The organism is Acinetobacter sp. WU_MDCI_Abxb74 (genome assembly GCF_025513915.1).
Lineage (GTDB): Bacteria > Pseudomonadota > Gammaproteobacteria > Pseudomonadales > Moraxellaceae > Acinetobacter > Acinetobacter calcoaceticus_C.
In genome coordinates, this window is record NZ_JAHPRP010000006.1 from 140,216 (window position 1) to 161,475 (window position 21,260).

The window sequence follows — 21,260 nt, forward strand, 5'->3', positions numbered from 1 at the left end:
AAATACTGGAGTATACATCCATGTCAAACATGCAACTCGACACTCTACGGCGCATTGTCCAAGAAGTAAATGCGTCCGTCAGTTTGCATGAATCATTAGACATTATGGTCAATCAGGTTGCTGAGGCCATGAAAGTGGATGTTTGTTCTATTTATTTACTCGATGAACGAAATCAGCGCTATGTATTAATGGCCTCAAAAGGCTTAAATCCAGAGTCAGTAGGCCATGTTTCCCTACAATTAGGTGAAGGCTTGGTCGGTCTGGTAGGGCAACGCGAAGAAATTGTTAACCTTGACAATGCACCAAAACATGAGCGTTTCTTGTATTTACCAGAAACAGGTGAAGAAATTTACAACTCATTCCTTGGTGTACCTGTCATGTATCGCCGTAAGGTTATGGGCGTTTTAGTTGTACAAAACAAGCTTCCTCAAGATTTTAGCGAAGCCGCCGAGTCATTTTTAGTCACGCTGTGTGCACAACTTTCAGGTGTTATTGCGCATGCCCATGCGGTCGGCAATATTGATGTTTTTCGCAAACCAAGCAATGGCCCAGCCTATAAAACCTTTCAGGGTGTTTCAGGTGCAGGTGGCGTCGCTTTAGGTCGAGCTATTATTTTATATCCTCCTGCCGACTTAGGTTCAGTACCTGACCGTGAAGCTGAAGATATTAGTGATGAGCTTCGAATTTTAGATCAAGCCATTTCATCAGTTCGCTTAGAGATTCGTTCTTTAGATGAAAAAATGCATGATTCATTAATGGCAGAAGAACGCGCCCTATTCAGCGTTTTCTTAAGAATGCTTGATGAAAATGCATTACCCGCCGAAATCAAAGAACTTATTCGCGATGGACATTGGGCCCAAGGGGCTGTTCGCCGTGTGATTGAAAAGCACACTGCTTTATTTTCACAAATGGAAGATGACTACTTACGTGAGCGAGTTTCTGATCTTAAAGATTTAGGTCGCCGTATTTTAGCGTCTTTGCAAAAAGAAGATTCTAGCCACCGCGAGCTTAGCCCAGACAGTATTTTAATTGGTGAAGAAATCAGTACGGCTGCGTTAGTTGAACTACCAGTTGATAATATTGCTGCCATTGTTACATCCGAAGGTGCAGCCAATTCACATATGGTGATTGTGGCTCGGGCACTAGGAATTCCAACTGTGGTTGGCGTAACTGAACTGCCAGTTAACACGCTTGATGATGCAGAAATGATTGTGGATGCCTATCAAGGCCGTATTTTTGTCAATCCTCCACGCCGTTTACGCCAACGCTATAAAGAAATTCAAAAAGAAGATGAGCAGATCGCAAAAGATCTCAAACAATACGAGACAAGAGAAGCGATTACTCCAGATGGTGTATCTGTTCCACTTTATGTAAACACAGGCCTTATGATTGATGTGGTTCGCGGTGTACAACGCGGAGCTCAAGGCGTCGGTCTATATCGAAGTGAAATTCCGTTTATGCTACGGGAACGTTTCCCAGGTGAAGAAGAACAACGTGCAATCTATCGTCAACAATTGAGTCACTTTGCCAATAAACCTGTGGTGATGCGAACTCTGGATATTGGTGCCGATAAAGATCTTCCTTATTTCAGTATTGAAGAAGAAAACTCGGCATTAGGATGGCGTGGTATTCGTTTCACGCTCGATCATCCCGAGATTTTTTCGTCACAAATTCGCGCAATGCTCAAAGCAAGTATTGGTTTAAATAATTTGCATATTTTATTGCCAATGGTCACTACAGTAAGTGAAGTCGAAGAAGTACTTTATTTACTTGAGCGTGACTGGATTGCAGTGCAAGAAGAAGAACAAGTTAAAATTAACAAGCCAAAAATCGGAATTATGGTTGAGGTGCCAAGCGTACTGCTACAAATTGATGAGTTTGCTGAACTCGTCGATTTCTTTTCGGTTGGTTCAAACGATTTAACACAATACTTACTTGCAGTTGACCGCAATAATCCACATGTAGCAAACGTTTATTCACACTTTCATCCGTCAATACTTCGTGCATTAAGCCGTCTGGTTAAAGAATGCCATGAATACAAAAAACCAGTCAGTATTTGCGGTGAAATGGCAGGTGATCCATTATCTGCCATTTTGCTCATGGCGATGGGTTTCAACACCCTTTCAATGAGTTCGAGTAACATTTTGCGAGTACGAAAAGCAATTTGTCATGTACCAATGACAGACGCACAAAAATTACTTGAGGATGTCATGAAAATGAATAATCCACTCATTGTAAAAAGCTGGCTTGAGTACTATTTTAAAACTCACGGTTTAGCAGATATGGTCAAATCAAATCGAATCGTAAATGTTTAATATATAAACAATAAAGGAGAGCAACGCTCTCCTTTATTTATTTTCAATAGCTTCTAAAATTACAACCAAATATAAAAAATTTCTTTTCACTCTCACTTGACCCTACTTTTTCAAACAAAACTTCAATCGGTTTTTTAAATCAATATTTGCATTTTAATCCATTTGAAAAATAAGTCTTCTACTTTTACTATGTTTAAAGAGCGTTATTAAAAGATCTTACGTTGTTCCAGCAATTGAAGAGGTAATTCTATGCATCATTATTTACAACCTTCAGCTTATTTTTCCTTTTGTTTTTTAACCTTCATCCAGTAAATTGGAGGAATAACAATTAAAGGAATCTGATGCATTATTGAATAAAAATGATGGGCTAACATCTTAGTGAAAAGAATTTTTTAAACGGTTTCTCTCACTATTTGTTTACTCATTTCTTTATTTGATAAACATGAGTTTTTAACCCAGAAGTCCAGGAAAATGAGCCCTACTACTTTATCAAGAGCTCAATAATTATTACCCAGAGAGAATATAACCATGTCAGACGAATCAAAATGTCCTTTTTCAGGTCATACCTCAAAACCTCAAGTAACAGTCGGTGGTGGCACGCCTAGTTTACATTGGTGGCCAAAACAATTACGCGTTGACCTGCTGAATCAACATTCAGAACGCTCTAATCCACTCGGTAAAGATTTTAATTATCGTCAAGAATTTAAGAAACTCGACTACTACACCCTCAAAGCTGATATCAAAAATGTATTAACAGATTCTCAAGATTGGTGGCCAGCCGATTGGGGAAATTATACAGGCTTATTTATTCGTTTAGCATGGCATGCTGCCGGCACATATCGTATGGGCGATGGCCGTGGTGGTGCTGGTCGCGGTCAGCAACGTTTTGCACCATTAAATAGTTGGCCTGACAATGCGAGCTTAGATAAAGCACGCCGCTTGCTATGGCCTGTTAAACAAAAATACGGTCAAAAAATATCGTGGGCAGATTTATTTATTCTTGCTGGTAACATTGCACTCGAGTCTTCTGGCTTCCGCACCTTTGGTTTTGGTGCAGGTCGTGAAGATGTTTGGGAACCAGACAACGATGTAAACTGGGGCGATGAAAAAGAATGGTTAGCTCATCGCAACTCTGAAGCATTGGAAGGCAGCAATCTAGCTGCAACTGAAATGGGTCTAATTTATGTGAACCCTGAAGGTCCACAAGCCAGTGGTGACCCAAAATCAGCGGCACCATTTATTCGTGCGACTTTCGGCAACATGGCAATGGATGACGAAGAAATTGTTGCATTGATTGCAGGCGGTCATACTTTAGGTAAAACCCACGGTGCTGGCTCTGCGGACCATGTTCAGGCCGATCCGGAAGGCGCGCCAATTGAACAAATGGGCTTTGGCTGGTCAAATAGCTTTGGTACAGGTGTTGGTAAAGACGCCATCACTTCAGGTTTAGAAGTCATTTGGTCTCAGACTCCAACACAATGGAGCAATTACTTCTTTGAAAACCTATTCAAATACGAGTGGGTACAAGAACGTTCACCTGCTGGTGCAATTCAATGGGTAGCAGCAGATGCTGAAGCGATCATCCCTGATCCGTTTGACCCATCAATTAAACGTAAGCCAACAATGCTCACTACAGATTTAACCTTACGTTTTGATCCTGAGTTTGAAAAGATTTCTCGTCGCTTCCATAATGACCCACAAGCTTTCGCCAATGCTTTTGCCCGTGCATGGTTTAAATTAACTCACCGTGATATGGGGCCAAAAGCACGTTATTTAGGTCCAGAAGTTCCTGCTGAAGATTTAATTTGGCAAGATCCATTACCTGCTGCTAGCACTACCCCATCTTCTGCCAGCATTGCTGATGCAAAAGCAAAAATCGTTGCGCTAGGACTATCTGCTGGCGAGTTGGTTTCTCTGGGTTGGGCTTCAGCGTCAACTTTCCGTGGTGGGGACAAGCGTGGTGGTGCAAACGGCGCCCGTATTGCTTTATCACCGCAACGTGATTGGGAAGTGAACCAAAAAGCGGTTGAGACTTTAACTAAAATTGAAGAGATCAAAGCATCAACTCAACTGTCATTGGCTGATCTAATTGTGCTAGCAGGTAACGTTGGTGTAGAGCAAGCTGCTCAGGCGGCAGGTTTCAACATTAGTATTCCATTTGCTCCTGGTCGTGTTGATGCGTTACAAAGTCAAACTGATGTCGAATCTTTCCAATTACTCCTCGGCCTTGCCGATGGTTTTAGAAATTGGAAAAAAGAAGGAATCAATGCAGCAACTGAAGCATTGTTAATTGATAAAGCACAACAACTGACTTTAACTGCACCAGAGTTAACTGCATTGATTGGTGGTTTACGTGTGCTAGGTACCAACTGGGATGGTTCGCAACACGGCGTATTCACTCATCAGGTCGGTGTACTCAGCACAGACTTCTTTACGAACTTACTCGACATGTCTACTGTATGGGCACCTGTTGATTCATCAGGTGAAGTATTTGAAGGCAAAGACCGTAAAACAGGCACAGTAAAATTTACTGCAACACGTAATGATTTAGTCTTCGGTTCAAACTCAATCTTGCGTGCACTGATAGAAGTTTATGCTCAGGCAGATGGTAAAGAAAAATTTGTTCAAGACTTCGTAGCGGCATGGACTAAAGTCATGAATCTTGATCGTTTTGACTTAGCTTAATTGAAGTCAAAATAATAAAAGCCAGTTCAAATTGAACTGGCTTTTTTACTTAAATATAAAATGATGTACTTTTAGACGGTCAATTTATGCCCTTCGCGGATGCAATAAAAAGGACTCGCAAGTTTCGATGACGCTTTAATCGCCTGCATTAAAGCATGTTCAGGATCTTCTCGGTCTTCGTCGGTCAACTGGAAAGTTCGATAATGAATCGCAACAGAACGATGAGCTTGCAAATCTAAATGTGCATGCACAGCATCTTGAGGGTTCATGTGAACATAACTCATTAACTTGCGAGGTTCATAAGCTCCGATTGGAAGCAAAGCAACACGTGGCGCACCATAACGTGCATGGATTTGTTTAAAATGCCCCGCATAACCGGTGTCCCCTGCAAAGAAACAATGACCAGTTTTAGCCACAACAGAAAAGCCTCCCCACAGTGCTTTATTCTGGTCGCGTAGACCACGCCCGGAGCCATGCTGTGCAGGTGTATAGATTATTCTTAATTCGTGATAAGGAATTTCTTGCCACCAATCCATCTCAATTACATGAAACTCTTTGGGTAAATAAAAGCCATTTCCGAGTCCCGTGTAAATGGGCATTGCGAATTTTTTATGTAACCACTCAAGCGTAGCCAAATCCATATGATCATAGTGATTATGGCTGAGTAGAACACCATGAATAACCGGTAATTGTTCTAACGCAAAACCTGCAGGACACACACGACGAGGTCCACGCCCCTGTGAAGGGCTTGCATAATCACACCATACCGGATCGGTAATAAAGTTATAAGGTCCGATCTGAATCAATACTGTTGCATGCCCAACAAACCAAACTTGCCAATCATCTAAATCTGCCTGAGGTCGATTTTGAGGTAATGCCACAGCAGTGTTTACACGCGTATCATATTCATTTTGAATATCGACTTTCCATGTGAAAGACTCACGAGTGGCTAACCAACGCAATAACTCTTTTGAGCCACGAGCTGGCAATTTAGGGTGTTGGTTATAAAAACGTGTATCAGATTCATGCCCTGACTCGGGATGATAAAAAGGAGGTTTTATCCATGTATGCGTCCAACAGGACTGAGTCGGCAATTGATATGTTAATGTCGGCTTGTCTTTCATGGGCTTTTCTATGTTTTAGCATCTGCAGAATGGATGTGTTCAGGTTTCTATCTTAACAATTAAAACAAATTAAGCTATGGCACTTGCACTTATTTATCATATAAATATCCCTTTTATTGTGGTCACAGCCAACATAAGTTGAATTAGATTGCCATAAAAAATACATGGATGTGTTGGGTTTATGCGTCGATAATTACCATTCTTAATAAGAGCACTTGTATAACATAACAATAATTAGTCACATGAAATTATCAGAGATTTAGTCGTTTTTGCCTTGATAGGCCTTACTTTCCCCCCTTCACATGCTTTGACAGACTATAAAACAAAATATTTAGTAACATTTAAAGTTAATTCATTCTGACAGAATTTATATTTTATAATCTTAATTTACTCTTCTTTATTTTTGCATAATATGAGAATCACCCATATTAATATTTAAAACATTTAAATATTTCTTTGATTAATTAAAAATAATGTACTTAACCTCTCATAATTAATATATTTTATGAATTACTAGAACTTATATTTATATATTAAATATTTAATGAAAATTAAAATTCCATTTATTTTATAAATACCTAAAGCACCTTCACGCTATATCCTTTTATGCTTTATACTTCACACAAATCATAGTAAGACATTTTTTGGATTAGTCTTATGGAACTACGCCACCTCCGATATTTCATTACCGTTGCTGAAGAATTAAATTTTAGTAAAGCTGCTCTGAAACTTTTTACCGCACAGCCCTCCCTTAGCCAACAAATTAAAGATTTAGAAGAAGACGTAGGTGTACGACTTTTAAACCGTACAAAACGTAAAGTTGAATTAACCGAAGAAGGCGTAGTGTTTTTAGAACATGCCCGCTTAACACTTATTCAAGCTGAAAAAGCAGTTGCTCTAGCACGACAGGTTTCTAAGGCTAAACAGCAACTATTACGTATCGGTTTTGTCCCCATTGCAGAAATGAAAATTTTCCCTTACGTTCTTCCTAATTTGCGATTACAACACCCCGACCTCATCATTGAATTATCTAACCTAAACAATACAGAACAACTTAAAGCCTTAAAAAAAGGTGAGTTGGACATTACCTTTACCCGAGAAAATATACTTAGTGATGACATCCAAAGCCAATTTGTTTTGACTGAACCCTTAATTTTTTTACTTCCTAAAAATCACCCACTTACTCAATATGACCGAATTCCTGTCCATGCCTTACAAGGCGTTGACTTTATTATTCCTGCTGCCGAGCAGTCACAAACATTACATAACACTATTTTAGACTTTGCCAAAACACACAATATTGACCTTAATATTGTTCAAAAAGCGGACAGTATGTTGTTTAATATTAACTCTCTGGGATCAGGGTTAGGTTGTACGATTTTACCAGCCTACGTTGCACCTTTAGGGATTAAAAATACGGTGGTTCGTCCACTGGATGTTGAATTACCGACTCTCGATTTATTTGTCAATTACCGCAAAAATTCACAATCTTTAGGCGTTCAAAAGTTTATTGACCAGCTCACTAAAGTATTCCATCTGGATAAAAACTTAACCCACACCTAATCAAGAAAGCTATATTTTATTTTTAAGCCCATGATTAATAACAACACCTTTATAAAAGGTATAAGTAAATAATCTTTTTATTTATTTTATACTTTTTATAAACAGTTTAGCCCGCGCTTTTGTTCTATTTTACCTAATCGGTAAAAGTAAATATAATTGAAAATCTTGGAATAAAATCTATATAAAACTGGATATTATTTTCACCATTTAATAAAAAATAATATATTTATTATCTAGTAAAAGGAGATTAGGAAAATGGTTGCATTATTTCAACATTTTGGACGTAGTGTACGAAACCGCCCTCATTTCTTTATTGCTTTATTTGTAGGATTTATCACAGCAGCTATTTTGACTTGGCTAACCTCATGGAAATGGTCAACCATTTTATTAGTAAGTTGGAATACTTCCGTGAGCATATATTTACTTCATGTTTGGCAGCTCATGAAAAGTGCCGATCACTCACAAATGCAACAACAAGCAAAAAAGCAAGATGAAAGTAAATGGGTCATCATGCTGATTGTGTTACTGGCCTTAACCATGTGTATGGTTGCTATTCTAATTCAACTATCACAACTTCCTTCCGATAGTTCTGCAAAACTAGGACATGTTGCCTTAGCATTATTAACAATTGTTTCGGCATGGCTATTTATGCATACCGTTTTTGCTCTGCATTATGCTCATGATTTTTATATGGCTTTATCTAGAAATGAAAAAAATGGTGGTTTAGATTTTCCCGGAACAGAACATCCGATCTATCCGGACTTTTTATATTTTAGTTATATTATTGGAACTTCGGCCCAAACTGCTGACGTTTCAATTACCAATAAGCATATGCGGCTTTTAAACTTATTTCACGCCGTGTTGTCATTTGGTTTTAATACTACAATTTTAGCGATTTGCATTAACGTTGCTGCAGGCTTTCTGACCAACTAACTTCTTACTTATAAAAACAAAAAGTCATCCAAATGGATGACTTTTTACTTAAAAGCTTAGCTGGAGAACACCGCCCCTAACGCTTGCAAATTTTCGCGTTGCTTAATGGTTTCAACATAACGCGTAATGGCTGGATGTGATTCAATCGCCCCCATTTTCAACTGCCATAATAGCATTGCTCCAACACTGACATCGGCAGCCGTAAACTGTTCACCACATACATATGGGTTAGCTTCACTAAGCCCCTGCACTAAAGCTTGGTAAGCATCGTTATAGTCACCATAACCCACAAATATTTTTTGCTCAGGAGATACCTCTATTCCGAGGGCTTTATCAACACCCGCAGCTTCCCATGGACCCGCCATCACAAATAACCAGCGATAATACAAACCACGTTTAGGGTCATCCAATGCAGGAGCTAAACCTTTGTCGAAAAATTTATCGGCTAAATATGCACAGATTGCACCTAACTCATAAACAACAACATCGCCATCTACCAATACGGGTACTTTTCCAAAAGGATTAATTTTTAGATATTCTGATGATTTCATTTCGGTCTTATATGCGACTTCAATACGTTCACATTCAACACCTAATTCGACTAAAAGCCAGTCGACCACAACACCACGTGACTCTTTGTTAGTATAAAGTTTAAGGCTCATTTTTATGGCTCCTTGTTTATCGTGGGTCCTAGTCTACAAAACCTCTTTGTCAGTTTTTGTCAGTAGTCTGCGATTCTTGCGCCCACCACTGCTGAAATAGTTGTTGCTTAAATGATGGGTATAATTCTTGGCTTAAACTCAGCTGTTGAATGCGATCTATTCTAAAATGTCGAAAATCCTGCCTGAGTTCACACCACGCAGCCAACACAATTTTGTCATTAAAATATCCCAATGCAAAAGGCCACAAGGTTCGAACACTACTTCGTTGCTGTTCATCATGATAATGCATCGAAATTTTGACTTGCTGCCGAATGGCTAAACGTACTTGTTCGACTCGATTTTCATCTACTGGTAGCCATGTATTAAACGCTCTTAAGGTCGTTTGCTGTAATAAATATTGGCGATGTTCGGGTAAAACAGAATTCAATTTAGCTAATACTGATGTAGATGCCGATTGTAACGATTGATCTGGCACACTCTTCAACCAATACAGCGCCAAAAAAATAGCTTCGACTTCATTTTCATTGAGCGACATTGGTGGCAATACAATATCTTCTTTAAGCTGAAAACCTATACCTGCCGATGCCTCAATTTCTACACCCTGCTCACGTAAACTATCAATGTCCCGATAGATACTTCGCACACTAATTCCCATACGCTCAGCAAGAACTTGTGCAGTGATTGGATAACGCGCTTCACGAAGTTGTTGTAAAAGATTTAATAGACGAATAGAACGACTCATTTTTCTCTTCTTATTGTTTTTTAAATTCAAATAAGGGGGAATTATCCCCCTTCGTACCGCTTTAAATTACACTAAATCTATAGCAGGTAACTGAGCATAACCGTTTAGGAAGCGATGAAGCTCTTTAACATCTTTGGCAATTGTTAAAGGCTTGAATTGTTGTAGCACTTCAACCGAATGAACGCCATAACCGACACCAATTCGTGGCATGTTTAAACGCTGGGCCATCTCAAGGTCATAGCTACTATCACCAATCATTACAGCACGCTCAACACTCACTCCAGTGACTGTTAAGATTTCTTGCAACATGAGTGGATCGGGTTTCGATCGAGTTTCATTGGCTGCTCGAGTCACATCAAAAAGATGAGTACTCTGTGTTTTTGCGATTACGCGATCTAACCCACGACGGTTTTTACCCGTTGCAACTGCAAGTTTTAAACCTTGAGCCTTTAAATCATGTAATAGCTCAGCAACACCATCGAACCATGCGTCATTTGTAGAATTGGCAATATAGTGATCGCCATATGCTTTTAAAATTGAATCATGTAACTCAGGTGCTTCTGGGAATAAGGTTTGCATAACTTCGGGCAAGCCTAAACCAATAATGCTTTTTGCTGCTTCATTGGTTAAAGGCAATTCATGTTGTTCTGCAGCATGTTGTAAGCTCGCAACAATCTGTCCAACAGAGTTATATAAAGTCCCATCCCAGTCAAAAATAACTAATTCGGTTTTTAGACTCATTTTGCCACTCTCAAAGCCTTTAATAACTGGGTCATATCTTCTGGTAACGGCGCTTCAATCGATGGATAACCCGGAATATCTAAACGCATCGCATGTAAGCATAGACGGCGGGCTTCAGGGCCAGTGTACACAGTAGTGTGCCCATATTTATCATCACCAATCAACGGGTGCCCAATGCTTAAACCATGCACACGGATCTGATGAGTACGACCTGACAAAGGTGACGCATGGATTAATGTTGCATTTTTAAAACGCTCTGCTACAACCCATTCTGTTTTACTTGGTTTACCATCTTTAGTCACACGTACACGACGCTCGCCATTTGCCAACTCATATCGCAATAAAGGTGCATCAATCAGTTGTTTATCTAGGCTCACCTGCCCTTTAACAATCGCAGCATAGGTTTTACGAATTTTGTGCTCACGCAACATATCTTGTAGTTGTTTTAATGTGCTTCGTTTTTTACTAATCATGACCAGGCCTGAAGTATCACGGTCAATACGATGAATAAGTTCTAAATATTTTTTGCCAGTCGCTGCACGTAGTGCCTCAATCAAACCATATGCCATACCACTGCCACCATGGACAGCAATACCTGAAGGTTTATTGACAACTAATAGCCCTTCGTCTTCATAAACAATACGGCTTAATAAGCTTTGTGCTACATTGTCACTGACAGGAGCGGCTGTTTCATCTTTTTGTTCATAACGAATTGGAGCAACACGAATCTGATCGCCAATCTCAAGTTTAGTCTCAGCTTTAACACGTTTTTTATTTACTCGAACCTGACTTTCACGAATCAAACGATAAATACGACTTTTAGGTACACCTTTTAAGCGCGAGAACAGGAAATTATCAATTCGTTGTCCTGCTTGATGTTCATCCACCTCAAACCAAGTGACACTTTGCCATTGCTGTGTAGAATTCATACTAATATTTAAACCTGAAATTTTGCTAAATTTGATTAATAAATGACCGTTTAGCTTAGTTTTTTCACAAGAAATCTAAGCTTAGCCCATAGGCAGATGCTGCAAGGTTTGATATAGTCAGCGCACGGATACCGCCGTAAGTGAACATCTAATAGGGAATTTCCCTGATTGAAACCTCAATCAAAATGATGCTTTCACCATCAGCTCGGATAGGTCCTAAAGAATTATGCCGACGCCGAAGGCTTATTATATCGGCAAAATGACAAACTGTTGCGTTTAATTCAGTTTGTTCAAAAAAATATGTTACCAACTCTAGTTGGTTATGGAACGTAAACTGATACACATCAGACAAATCGCTCCTTAATGTTGCCTTCAGGCTAAAGCGTTGATGCATTGGAACTGCCGAAAGCACCGATACGATGAACATTCCGTATCAAACTTCTAAAAAGAAGTCACTTCGCGCACAATGACAGTGAAAGTCATTAACCAATGTACCGCTCACCCGCCAGTGAAGCACTAAGGAAATCCGATTTAAAGGTTGAAGCAGTATTGCCTACATCACAGACGAGAATCGAAGTTCAGGCTAAATGTAGCCGGTAACAGATGACTCAGACCACAAATATTTTGAGATCTGGGAAATGATCCGTCATGTTCGATGTTCGTTCAGAACCTTTAAGTTTGTGCGATATGTTTGTGTGGGTCACTATTAGGTGTCACACCCATGAAACGTATGTTGATTAATGCAACTCACGCAGAAGAAGTCCGCGTTGCACTTATCACTGGTAATCGTCTTTACGATTTTGATTTAGAAAATCGTACCCGAGAACAGAAAAAATCCAATATCTATAAAGGCCATGTAACCCGCGTAGAACCTTCTTTAGAAGCTGTGTTTGTCGAATATGGCGCAGGCCGTCAAGGCTTTTTGTCTATGCGTGAAATTGCGAACAGCTATTTCCAGGCAGACCCGCGACAAACTTCAAACATTCGTGAGCTCATCACTGAAGGTACTGAATTACTTGTTCAGGTTGAAAAAGAAGAACGTGGTAATAAAGGCGCTGCCCTTTCTACATTCATTTCACTTGCAGGACGTTATTTGGTTCTTATGCCAAACAACCCGAAAGGCGGTGGTATTAGCCGTCAAATTTCAGGTTCTGTACGTGAAGAATTAAAAGAAATTTTAGCTTCTTTAAATTTACCTCGTGGCATGAGCGTTATTGTGCGTACCGCAGGTATTGGCCGTACTCAAGAAGAGTTACAGCTAGATTTACAGCACTTGCTTGATCTTTGGACACAAATCCAAGGCACAGCAAGTTCTGGCCCGTCTCCAATGCTTGTTCACCAAGAAGCTGGTGTAGTAACTCGTGCTATTCGCGATTACTTACGTGATGACGTTGCAGAAATTTTAATTGATAGTGAACAGGCCTATAACGAAGCTTATAACTTTGTTAAAGCAGTAATGCCTCGTCAATTAGACAAGCTTAAAACTTATACTTTAAATGAGCCATTGTTTGCACATTTTGGTATTGAAAGCCAGATTCAAACTGCTTACGAGCGTGAAGTAAAACTTCCTTCTGGTGGTTCAATCGTAATTGATCAGACTGAAGCTTTAGTTTCAATCGATATTAACTCTGCGAAATCGACTCGTGGACATGACGTTGAAGAAACTGCACTAAATACAAACCTAGAAGCAGCAGAAGAAATTGCTCGCCAACTTCGTCTTCGTGACATTGGCGGTTTAGTTGTGATCGACTTTATTGACATGACTAAAGAACGCAACCAACGCATGGTTGAAGCAAAACTTCGTGAAGCAACACAAAGCGACCGTGCGCGCATCCAATTTGGCCAATTATCTCGTTTTGGTTTAATGGAAATGAGCCGTCAACGCTTACGCCCATCACTTGAAGAAGCAACCGGATATGTTTGCCCACGCTGTCATGGCACAGGTATGGTCCGTGACTTACGTTCACTTTCGCTTTCAATTATGCGTAAAGTCGAAGAAATTGCACTTCGTGAACGTCATGGTGAAGTACAAGTAGAAGTTCCTGTTGAAATTGCAGCGTTCTTACTCAATGAAAAACGACATAGCCTTGTTTATTTAGAGCAAACCTCTAGTGTTCGTGTGACGATTTTACCTCACCCACACTTAGAAACACCTCACTATGAAATTCAGTACAATCCAGATGGCTTTGCACCATCTAGCTATGAGCGTACTGAAGCAACTCGTTCAAGCGAGAAAGAGTTAGGTTATGAATCTTCTGAATGGCATTTAGAAGAAGCAGATCATGGCCATGCTCATGCAGCTCCTGCTGCAAACAACGCCACTGCTCAAAAGAAAGTAAATCAATCATCAGCTCAACCTTCTGCTGCTCAACCAAGCACTCAAAAAGCAGCAAGCCCTTGTGCATGGTTAGAGAATCTTTTTGTTCAAAAACAAGCTAAAACTGTTGACCAATCTCGCTCGGCTCAAAATGCTGCTGCGACAATTGAACAAATGGTGAATACTGGCGCTGTAAGCCGTGGCCAGTTTGGACAAGTTGTAGTACCGGCAGTTGCTGAAGTTGTTTCGGCGCCATCTAACAATGCTTATATTTCGCAATCTCCTGCTAAACAGGAAGTTCGTGAGAATGTTGAAAAAGACGAGAAAGTACAACAACGTCCAAACAACAAAAAACGTAAGCACAAAGAGCAACGTGAACAACATCACCATACTCAAGAGCCACAACAGCAGCAGCAACCACAACAGGTTCATGAAGAAGTTGTACAGTTATCACGTCAAGAACAACGTGAGTTAAAACGTCAACAAAAACGTCCGCACACTGATCAGCCACATCCACAGCATCAAAATGATGGACAACAAACTGAAAATGTCGTGCCGCGTCGTGACCGTAATAATCAACAACGTCCGAATCGTCCAAATCGCCACCGCGATCCAAGCGTATTGAATGAAAATCAAAATGCGCCGGCGGCACCAGTAATTGTTGATGAGAAACAAGTTAAGGTTAATCTGATTGATGCTCCAAAGCATGAAGTCATGAATACAGCCTTAGTGATTAATGTTGATCAGGCACAAAGCGAAATTATCGCTTTAACTCCTGAGCAGCCTGTTAAAAAACGTACTGAAACAGCACCTGTTGTTGAAGTCGTTCAAGAGTCGGCTCCAGCACCTGTTGCTGTTGTAGAAGAGGTAGTAACTGCTGAAGCAAAAGAAACTACTCCTCCTTCGGCAGACAACAAAAATCAACCGCAAATTCAACGTGCGAGTAATGACCCTCGCATGCGTCGCCGTGAACAACGCAACGCAAAACGTGCTAAAGCTGCGGTACCGTCTATTGCCCCATCGCAAATTCCAACTTTGGCGCAATACACAATTGGTAGCTTGATTCGTCATGTTTATGGTGAAGACTGCACAGTATTGATTGAACAGTTTGGTTTAGTTCCAACGTTTAATCGTGCATTGCTGAAATTTGCCGAACAGTACGCAAGCACTCTAGTAACAGAAGTCGCGTCTGATGCTGAAGACAAGAAGCCTGTTACTCGTGATGCAGAGCTTCCAGGCAACAAACCATCACAAGAAGCAGAGCCTGCGCCTGTACTTGCATTGACGCCACAAAAAGAGTCGACACCACGTGTTGCGAATGATCCACGTGAGCGTCGTCGTTTAGCAAAACTTGCTGCTGAACAAGCTTTTGAGCAAGTTAAACAACAACACTCTGCACCAGAAGAAGCTGCTCCCGTAGCTCCAGTTGTTGAAGAAACTGTTGTTACTCCTGTTGCTGAAACGCAAGCACCTGTTGAGTCAAAACAACAACCGCTTGAGCTTGATCAGGTAACTGAAGTAGCGCAAAGTGAAACAAGCGTAGAAGAAACACCAGCAACAACTGTGGTTGAAGCTCCGGCTGTGAAACAACCGAGAGCAAAAGCCAAAGCAGCCACTGAACAAGCTGTAGCACCAGTAGAAGCTAATGCAGAGGTTGAATCAGAAGATTCTAAGGCTGATCTGGACAAACCAAATCGTCCTCCCCGTCGTCCTCGTGGTCGTCCACCAAAGAAAGCAAATCCTGTAGCTGAGTAAATCATTTGCTCAATTGCAGCTAATTTAAACAAACCTAGTCATTTCGATGACTAGGTTTTTTTTGTTATTTTTAACCAATTAGGTTGATTGCACTAGAAGAAAAGTTTTAAAAGCATGGTGAACCATGAAAAATACTGTACTTTTGCCAACGCAACCTTTTTTGGATTGATCGAAAAATAAATAGGATTGATATGAGCCAGACAACACAGACCGATATCATTACGCTTGGTGATGTTGCAACAAGACTTCCTAGCTTCATCCCCAAGGTACCCCATATCCTGAATGGTCTTAAACAGGCTTACTTAAGAACAGCAAATACACCAACGGGATTAGGTGTGGCTTTTGAAAAAGCTGTTAAGCGAAATCCGCAAGGTATTGCATTATTATTTGAAGATCAAAGTTACTCATATGAAGCTTTAAACGAATGGGCTAACCAGATTTCTCATTACTATCTCTCTCTTGGCGCACGTAAAGGTGACGTGATTGCAGTAATGGTTGAGAACCGTTCTGAACTTATTGCCACGATTGTAGGCTTAGCTAAAATTGGGGTAACTATTGCGCTTGTTAATACCTCTCAAGTAGGTAAGGTCCTCGCTCATAGTATTAATCTTGTCAAACCAATTGCCGTCATTGCAGGTGAAGAAGTTCGGGCGGTAATTGATGAAATTCGTCAGGACCTCAATGTTCCTAAAGACCGTTTTCATTGGTTTGCAGATCAGGCTACACGTCAAGATGCAGGAACAGCGCCTCAAGGTTATGCCAATCTTGCAATAGAAATTGATCAATTTCCAAAATTTAACCCATCGACTACCCAGTCTGTTCATGGGAGCGATGGCCTGTTTTATATTTATACCTCAGGCACTACTGGCTTACCAAAGGCTGTTATTTTCAAACACAGTCGCTGGACGCTCGCATATGGCACCTATGGCCACATTTTAAATCTTGGCCCAGATGATGTGATGTATGTAACTTTACCGCTGTATCATGCAACGGGTGTCGTCGTTTGCTGGTGTGGAGTGATTGCAGGAAGTTCTACCCTTGCAATTCGACGTAAATATTCAACCAGTGCTTTCTGGAAAGATGTTCAGAAATTTAATGCCTCTGCAATTGGATATGTAGGAGAGCTTTGTCGCTACTTAATGGACGCTCCTACTACAGAAATTGACCGTGCTCACCGTGTAACCAAAATGATCGGCAATGGCATGCGTCCAAACATCTGGGATAAGTTCAAACAACGTTTTGGTGTTCAAGAAGTTCTTGAGCTTTATGCATCAAGTGAAGGCAATGTCGGATTTAGTAATATTTTCAATTTCAATAATACCGTAGGCTTCTCTCCTATGCCCTACGCGGTCATTCAGTTTGATAAAGAAAAGAATGAGCCTGTACGCGATAAAAATGGCTGGTGTAAAAAAGTTAAAGCAGGTGAAATCGGTTTGCTAGTTGGTAAAATTACCAGTCGTTCGCCTTTTGACGGCTATACAGACCCAGAAAAGAATAAATCTGTGATTATGAAAGATATCTTTAAAAAAGGTGACTCATATTTCAACACAGGTGATCTTGTTCGTAATATTGGTTTCCGTCATGCCCAGTTTGTTGACCGCTTAGGAGATACTTTCCGTTGGAAAGGCGAAAATGTATCTACGACTGAAGTTGAGAACATGGTTTGTGAATATGACAAGATCGCTGAAGCGGTGGTCTATGGTGTAGAAATTCCAAATACCAATGGTCGTGCTGGTATGGCAGCAATCACACTTGCTGATGGTGCCGAATTAAATGAGTCTGATTTAACAGAAATGGTCACTATATTTAAAAAATGCCTACCGGCTTACGCAGTACCCGTGTTTTTACGTGTGCAAGCTAAAGTTGAAACAACAGGTACTTTTAAATATCAAAAGAATAAATTGAAGGAAGATTCGTTTAATCCAGGCAAAACTTCTGAACGTTTACTCGCTTTATTACCTGGTGCGAACAGCTATTGTGATGTCACAACTGAGATTTTTGACAACATTCAGGCATATAAATATCGTTTTTAGTTCATTTTTTAGCTAAACAAGAGAAAATCGTGCTTTTTATAGGCAATCATGCAAATGTTTTTGATTTACCTCTTGTGTTAGTTGAATAACTTGCTAAAATACGCGACATCAAAACAAAGGTGGTGTTAGAAAACTTTTAGTTATCTTGCACTTCACATTCAAACAGTGTTTGAATGTTTGTTCAGGGTCGTTAGCTCAGCTGGTAGAGCAGCGGACTTTTAATCCGTTGGTCCCGCGTTCGAATCGCGGACGACCCACCACTTATCTGTTTTGAACCTATTTGGGTCGTTAGCTCAGCTGGTAGAGCAGCGGACTTTTAATCCGTTGGTCCCGCGTTCGAATCGCGGACGACCCACCAAATTCTAAAAAGCCTCTCACTGCGAGAGGCTTTTTTTATTGTTATCTTATTTTAATTTCATGACTAAAAGATGACGATGCATTTCTTATATAAAACGTCTTTAACCCAATTCATAAAGATTTCTAAACGTTTAGGAATATAACTTCGGTTCGGATATAAAATATTGAGTGGCAAAGATTGAGGCGTATGTGCACTTAGCACTTCAATCAGAGTTCCTTGCTCTATTTTATCCTGAACATCATAGTATGGAAGTTGAATAATCCCTAAGCCAGCACAAGCCGCTGCGACATAAGCTTCTGTATTATTTACACTCAAAGCACTATCCATCATTACTGTTCCATCTTGATATAAAAATACGCCTTGTTTTTCCCCTACGGCTCCTGCGTAATTAACGAGTTTGTGCTGAGATAGATCTTCTAATTGCTCAGGCATACCGTACTGTTCCAGATAATTGGGACTTGCACAGTTCACCATAATCAAGTTGCCAACGAACTTCGCAATCAAACTACTACTATCTAACTGCCCCACCCGAACAACGCAGTCAATCCCTTTCTCGATCAAGTCAGTGATGTCATCAGAGCTATTCAGTTGTAAATGAATATCTGGATAGCGGCTATAAAAATCGGGAAGTTCAGGAATAATGACTTGATGCACGATTCGGCTAGGCATTGAAACTTTTAGCGTGCCACGGTAATGCTGCTTTTGCGTCTGTATGAGTTGTTCGAGCTGTTCATAGTCAAATAATAGATTTTGACATTCGGGCAATATTCTTTGTCCATCTTGAGTGAGACTTACTTTGCGCGTGGTCCGATGAAATAGCCGAACACCATAGTGCGTTTCAAGTTGCTGAATTGCACTCGTCACTGTCGAACGAGGTAAATCAAGCTGATTTGCCACTTCACTAAAACTTTGTCGTTTAGCGACTTCTGTAAAAATAAAAAATTGCTGCAACCGATCCATTTAATTGTTCGTATTTTCTGAATAGTTAAACCAAACTAGCATAATTGATCAAAAATTACCGCCAATCTAGACTAAAAATACATTAGAACAAGTCATCATAGGAACAATCATCATGACAACTCATACTCTCAAAGATAAAGTTGTACTGATTACAGGCGGTGCAAAAAACTTAGGTGGACTCATTAGCCGTAAATTTGCAGAGCAAGGTGCAAAAATCGCAATTCACTACAATAGTTCGGAAACTCAGGCTGATGCAGAACAAACCTTGGCAGATGTAAAAGCACTGGGTGTAGATGCCGTTTTAATTCAGGCAGACTTAACCCATATTGATAATATTGAAAAACTCTTTATAGGCACTAAGCAACATTTTGGTGGAATTGATATTGCCATTAATACAGTTGGGAAGGTTTTGAAAAAATCTTTCTTGGAAACCACCGAGCAAGAGTTTGATAGCATGAGTGATATCAACTCAAAAATCGCCTATTTCTTTATTCAATCGGCTGGTCGTCATTTAAATGATGGCGGAAAAATCTGTTCAATCGTTACTTCGCTTCTTGCAGCTTACACTGGGCTGTATTCAACCTATGAAGGCTTAAAAGCGCCTGTTGAGCATTACACTCGCGCTGCATCAAAAGAATTTGGAGACCGTCAGATTTCTGTGACTGCTGTTGCACCGGGTCCTATGGATACACCTTTCTTTTATGGACAAGAATCTGCCGAAGCAGTCGCTTACCATAAATCAGCTTCAGCTTTAGGTGGGCTCACCAAAATTGAAGATATTGAGCCTTTAATCCGTTTCTTGGTCACAGATGGTTGGTGGATTACCGGCCAAACAATTTTTGCAAACGGCGGTTATACGACTCGCTAAAATAAAACAAACCGCATCTTATGATGCGGGTTTTGCTTTGCTTAATTATAAGAATTCTTCAAGCACTGAGTTTAAGAAAATATGCCCCTGCTCTGTACAAGCTAAACGAGAGTTGTCCTCTACCAAGAGTTTTCTAGCTCGCAGCGATGTTAGTACGTCATTTATGCTATCTAAGCTTAAGCCTGTACGCTGTTCGTATAACTCAGCTTTTACCCCATCATTTAAACGCAAAGCATTCATCATAAATTCAAAAGGTAACTCTGCTGCCTCAATCTTTTTCATTTGCAAATGTTCAGCTGGAACCTTGGCTAAATAGTCTTTCGGCAAACGAGTTTTTTGGAAACGATATACCCCATCTGGTCGTGTACCTTTGCCATGAGCACCAGCCCCAATCGCAAGATAATCACCAAAATCCCAATAATTTAAATTATGGGCGGAAGGCTGCTCTTTACGCCAAGCTGACACTTCATAGTTTATAAAACCATTTGCTTTAAGATATGCCTCACCCTGCTCTTGAATGTCTTCTAGCATTTCATCTTGCGGCAAAACGGGCTGAGTACGGAAGAAAACCGTATTAGGTTCAATAGTAAGTTGATACCAACTAATATGAGTTGCCCCATTCTCTACAGCAACTTTTAAATCATAAAGTGCCTGCTCTAGCGTTTGCTCAGGCAAACCATGCATTAAATCGACGTTCACCCGCTTAAAGCCAGCTTGCTTTGCCTGTTGAATCGCATCGATTGCATTATTTGCTGAATGAATACGACCAAGCTTTTGCAAATGATCGGTATTAAAACTCTGTACGCCAATAGACAAGCGGTTAATACCAGCTTCTAAATATCCTGCAAACGGGTCATGCTCTACTGTTCCAGGGTTGGCTTCTAAGGTAATTTCACAGCCATCTTCAAATTTAAGTAGCGACTTAAGCTGTTCAAACAGCCACACGTAACCCTGTGCCGAAATCAGTGAAGGAGTACCACCACCAATAAATACACTGTGAATTGAACGCCCCTGTGCCATTTCTAATTGAGTTTCAAAATCGGCGACCAACGCTTTTAAATAGGTTTGTTCGAGTTCTGACGAAAGTGCTCCGTCTGGTACAGCATGCGAGTTAAAGTCACAATATGGACATTTACGCACGCACCAAGGCATGTGGATATATAAAGATAAAGGAATAGAAGCAGGATTTAATACAGCCAAGGAGCAAGCCCAATTTACACAATATTTCTATTTTAACATGACTGCATCAATGGGCTTATGAAAACATACCTTAAT

At 40.3% G+C, this 21,260-nt stretch carries 14 protein-coding genes and 2 tRNA genes; 9 read left to right on the top strand and 7 right to left on the bottom strand.

What is annotated here, in order from left to right:
- Positions 1–20 precede the first annotated feature (20 nt).
- Positions 21–2,315 carry a phosphoenolpyruvate--protein phosphotransferase gene (gene ptsP, locus KTH84_RS12025; RefSeq protein ID WP_042894667.1) on the top strand — a complete coding sequence of 765 codons (2,295 nt, stop codon included), beginning with the start codon at positions 21–23 and terminating at the stop codon, positions 2,313–2,315.
- A 528-nt stretch (positions 2,316–2,843) separates the two neighbouring features.
- Positions 2,844–5,000 carry a catalase/peroxidase HPI gene (gene katG, locus KTH84_RS12030; protein ID WP_262473268.1) on the top strand — a complete coding sequence of 719 codons (2,157 nt, stop codon included), beginning with the start codon at positions 2,844–2,846 and terminating at the stop codon, positions 4,998–5,000.
- A 71-nt stretch (positions 5,001–5,071) separates the two neighbouring features.
- Here katG and KTH84_RS12035 read toward each other — a convergent pair whose 3' ends face one another.
- Positions 5,072–6,124: an MBL fold metallo-hydrolase gene (locus KTH84_RS12035; RefSeq protein ID WP_262473270.1), complete on the bottom strand. Its 1,053-nt coding sequence runs from the start codon at positions 6,122–6,124 to the stop codon at positions 5,072–5,074.
- A 657-nt stretch (positions 6,125–6,781) separates the two neighbouring features.
- Between KTH84_RS12035 and hcaR the strand changes: the two genes are divergently transcribed.
- Positions 6,782–7,687, top strand: a complete 906-nt coding sequence (gene hcaR / locus KTH84_RS12040; RefSeq protein WP_042894661.1) for a DNA-binding transcriptional regulator HcaR — start codon at positions 6,782–6,784, stop codon at positions 7,685–7,687.
- Positions 7,688–7,942: 255 nt separating this feature from the next.
- The gene (locus KTH84_RS12045) at positions 7,943–8,620 is read left to right on the top strand and encodes a DUF1345 domain-containing protein (RefSeq protein WP_133975571.1); all 678 of its coding nucleotides are present in this window, start codon (positions 7,943–7,945) and stop codon (positions 8,618–8,620) included.
- Positions 8,621–8,676: 56 nt separating this feature from the next.
- Here KTH84_RS12045 and KTH84_RS12050 read toward each other — a convergent pair whose 3' ends face one another.
- The 4 genes from KTH84_RS12050 to KTH84_RS12065 form a co-directional block, all read right to left on the bottom strand.
- On the bottom strand, positions 8,677–9,282 hold the full coding sequence (locus KTH84_RS12050; protein WP_262473272.1) for a glutathione S-transferase family protein: 606 nt from the start codon (positions 9,280–9,282) through the stop codon (positions 8,677–8,679).
- Between the two features lie 49 nt (positions 9,283–9,331).
- A complete protein-coding gene (locus KTH84_RS12055) occupies positions 9,332–10,024 on the bottom strand; it encodes a helix-turn-helix transcriptional regulator (protein WP_133975575.1) in 693 nt (230 codons plus the stop codon).
- A 66-nt stretch (positions 10,025–10,090) separates the two neighbouring features.
- The gene (locus KTH84_RS12060; protein WP_133975577.1) at positions 10,091–10,765 is read right to left on the bottom strand and encodes an HAD-IA family hydrolase; all 675 of its coding nucleotides are present in this window, start codon (positions 10,763–10,765) and stop codon (positions 10,091–10,093) included.
- A complete protein-coding gene (locus tag KTH84_RS12065) occupies positions 10,762–11,694 on the bottom strand; it encodes an RluA family pseudouridine synthase (RefSeq protein ID WP_075431255.1) in 933 nt (310 codons plus the stop codon). Before KTH84_RS12065 ends, KTH84_RS12060 begins: the two co-directional genes overlap by 4 nt.
- Before the next feature lie 721 nt (positions 11,695–12,415).
- Here KTH84_RS12065 and KTH84_RS12070 point away from each other — a divergent pair.
- The 4 genes from KTH84_RS12070 (at position 12,416) to KTH84_RS12085 (ending at position 18,157) form a co-directional block, all read left to right on the top strand.
- On the top strand, positions 12,416–15,766 hold the full coding sequence (locus KTH84_RS12070; protein WP_262473275.1) for an Rne/Rng family ribonuclease: 3,351 nt from the start codon (positions 12,416–12,418) through the stop codon (positions 15,764–15,766).
- A 191-nt stretch (positions 15,767–15,957) separates the two neighbouring features.
- A complete protein-coding gene (locus KTH84_RS12075; RefSeq protein ID WP_262473276.1) occupies positions 15,958–17,799 on the top strand; it encodes a long-chain-acyl-CoA synthetase in 1,842 nt (613 codons plus the stop codon).
- Between the two features lie 184 nt (positions 17,800–17,983).
- A tRNA-Lys gene (locus KTH84_RS12080) sits at positions 17,984–18,059 on the top strand.
- Positions 18,060–18,081: 22 nt separating this feature from the next.
- A tRNA-Lys gene (locus tag KTH84_RS12085) sits at positions 18,082–18,157 on the top strand.
- 63 nt (positions 18,158–18,220) lie between these two features.
- Here KTH84_RS12085 and KTH84_RS12090 read toward each other — a convergent pair.
- Positions 18,221–19,117, bottom strand: coding sequence for a LysR family transcriptional regulator (locus KTH84_RS12090; RefSeq protein WP_262473277.1), 897 nt, complete (start codon positions 19,115–19,117; stop codon positions 18,221–18,223).
- 112 nt (positions 19,118–19,229) lie between these two features.
- Between KTH84_RS12090 and KTH84_RS12095 the strand changes: the two genes are divergently transcribed.
- Positions 19,230–19,985 (top strand): SDR family oxidoreductase, encoded by a 756-nt coding sequence (locus KTH84_RS12095; protein WP_262473279.1) that lies wholly within the window; start codon positions 19,230–19,232, stop codon positions 19,983–19,985.
- A 45-nt stretch (positions 19,986–20,030) separates the two neighbouring features.
- Here KTH84_RS12095 and hemW read toward each other — a convergent pair whose 3' ends face one another.
- Positions 20,031–21,185: a radical SAM family heme chaperone HemW gene (gene hemW, locus KTH84_RS12100; protein ID WP_262473280.1), complete on the bottom strand. Its 1,155-nt coding sequence runs from the start codon at positions 21,183–21,185 to the stop codon at positions 20,031–20,033.
- Positions 21,186–21,260 lie beyond the last annotated feature (75 nt).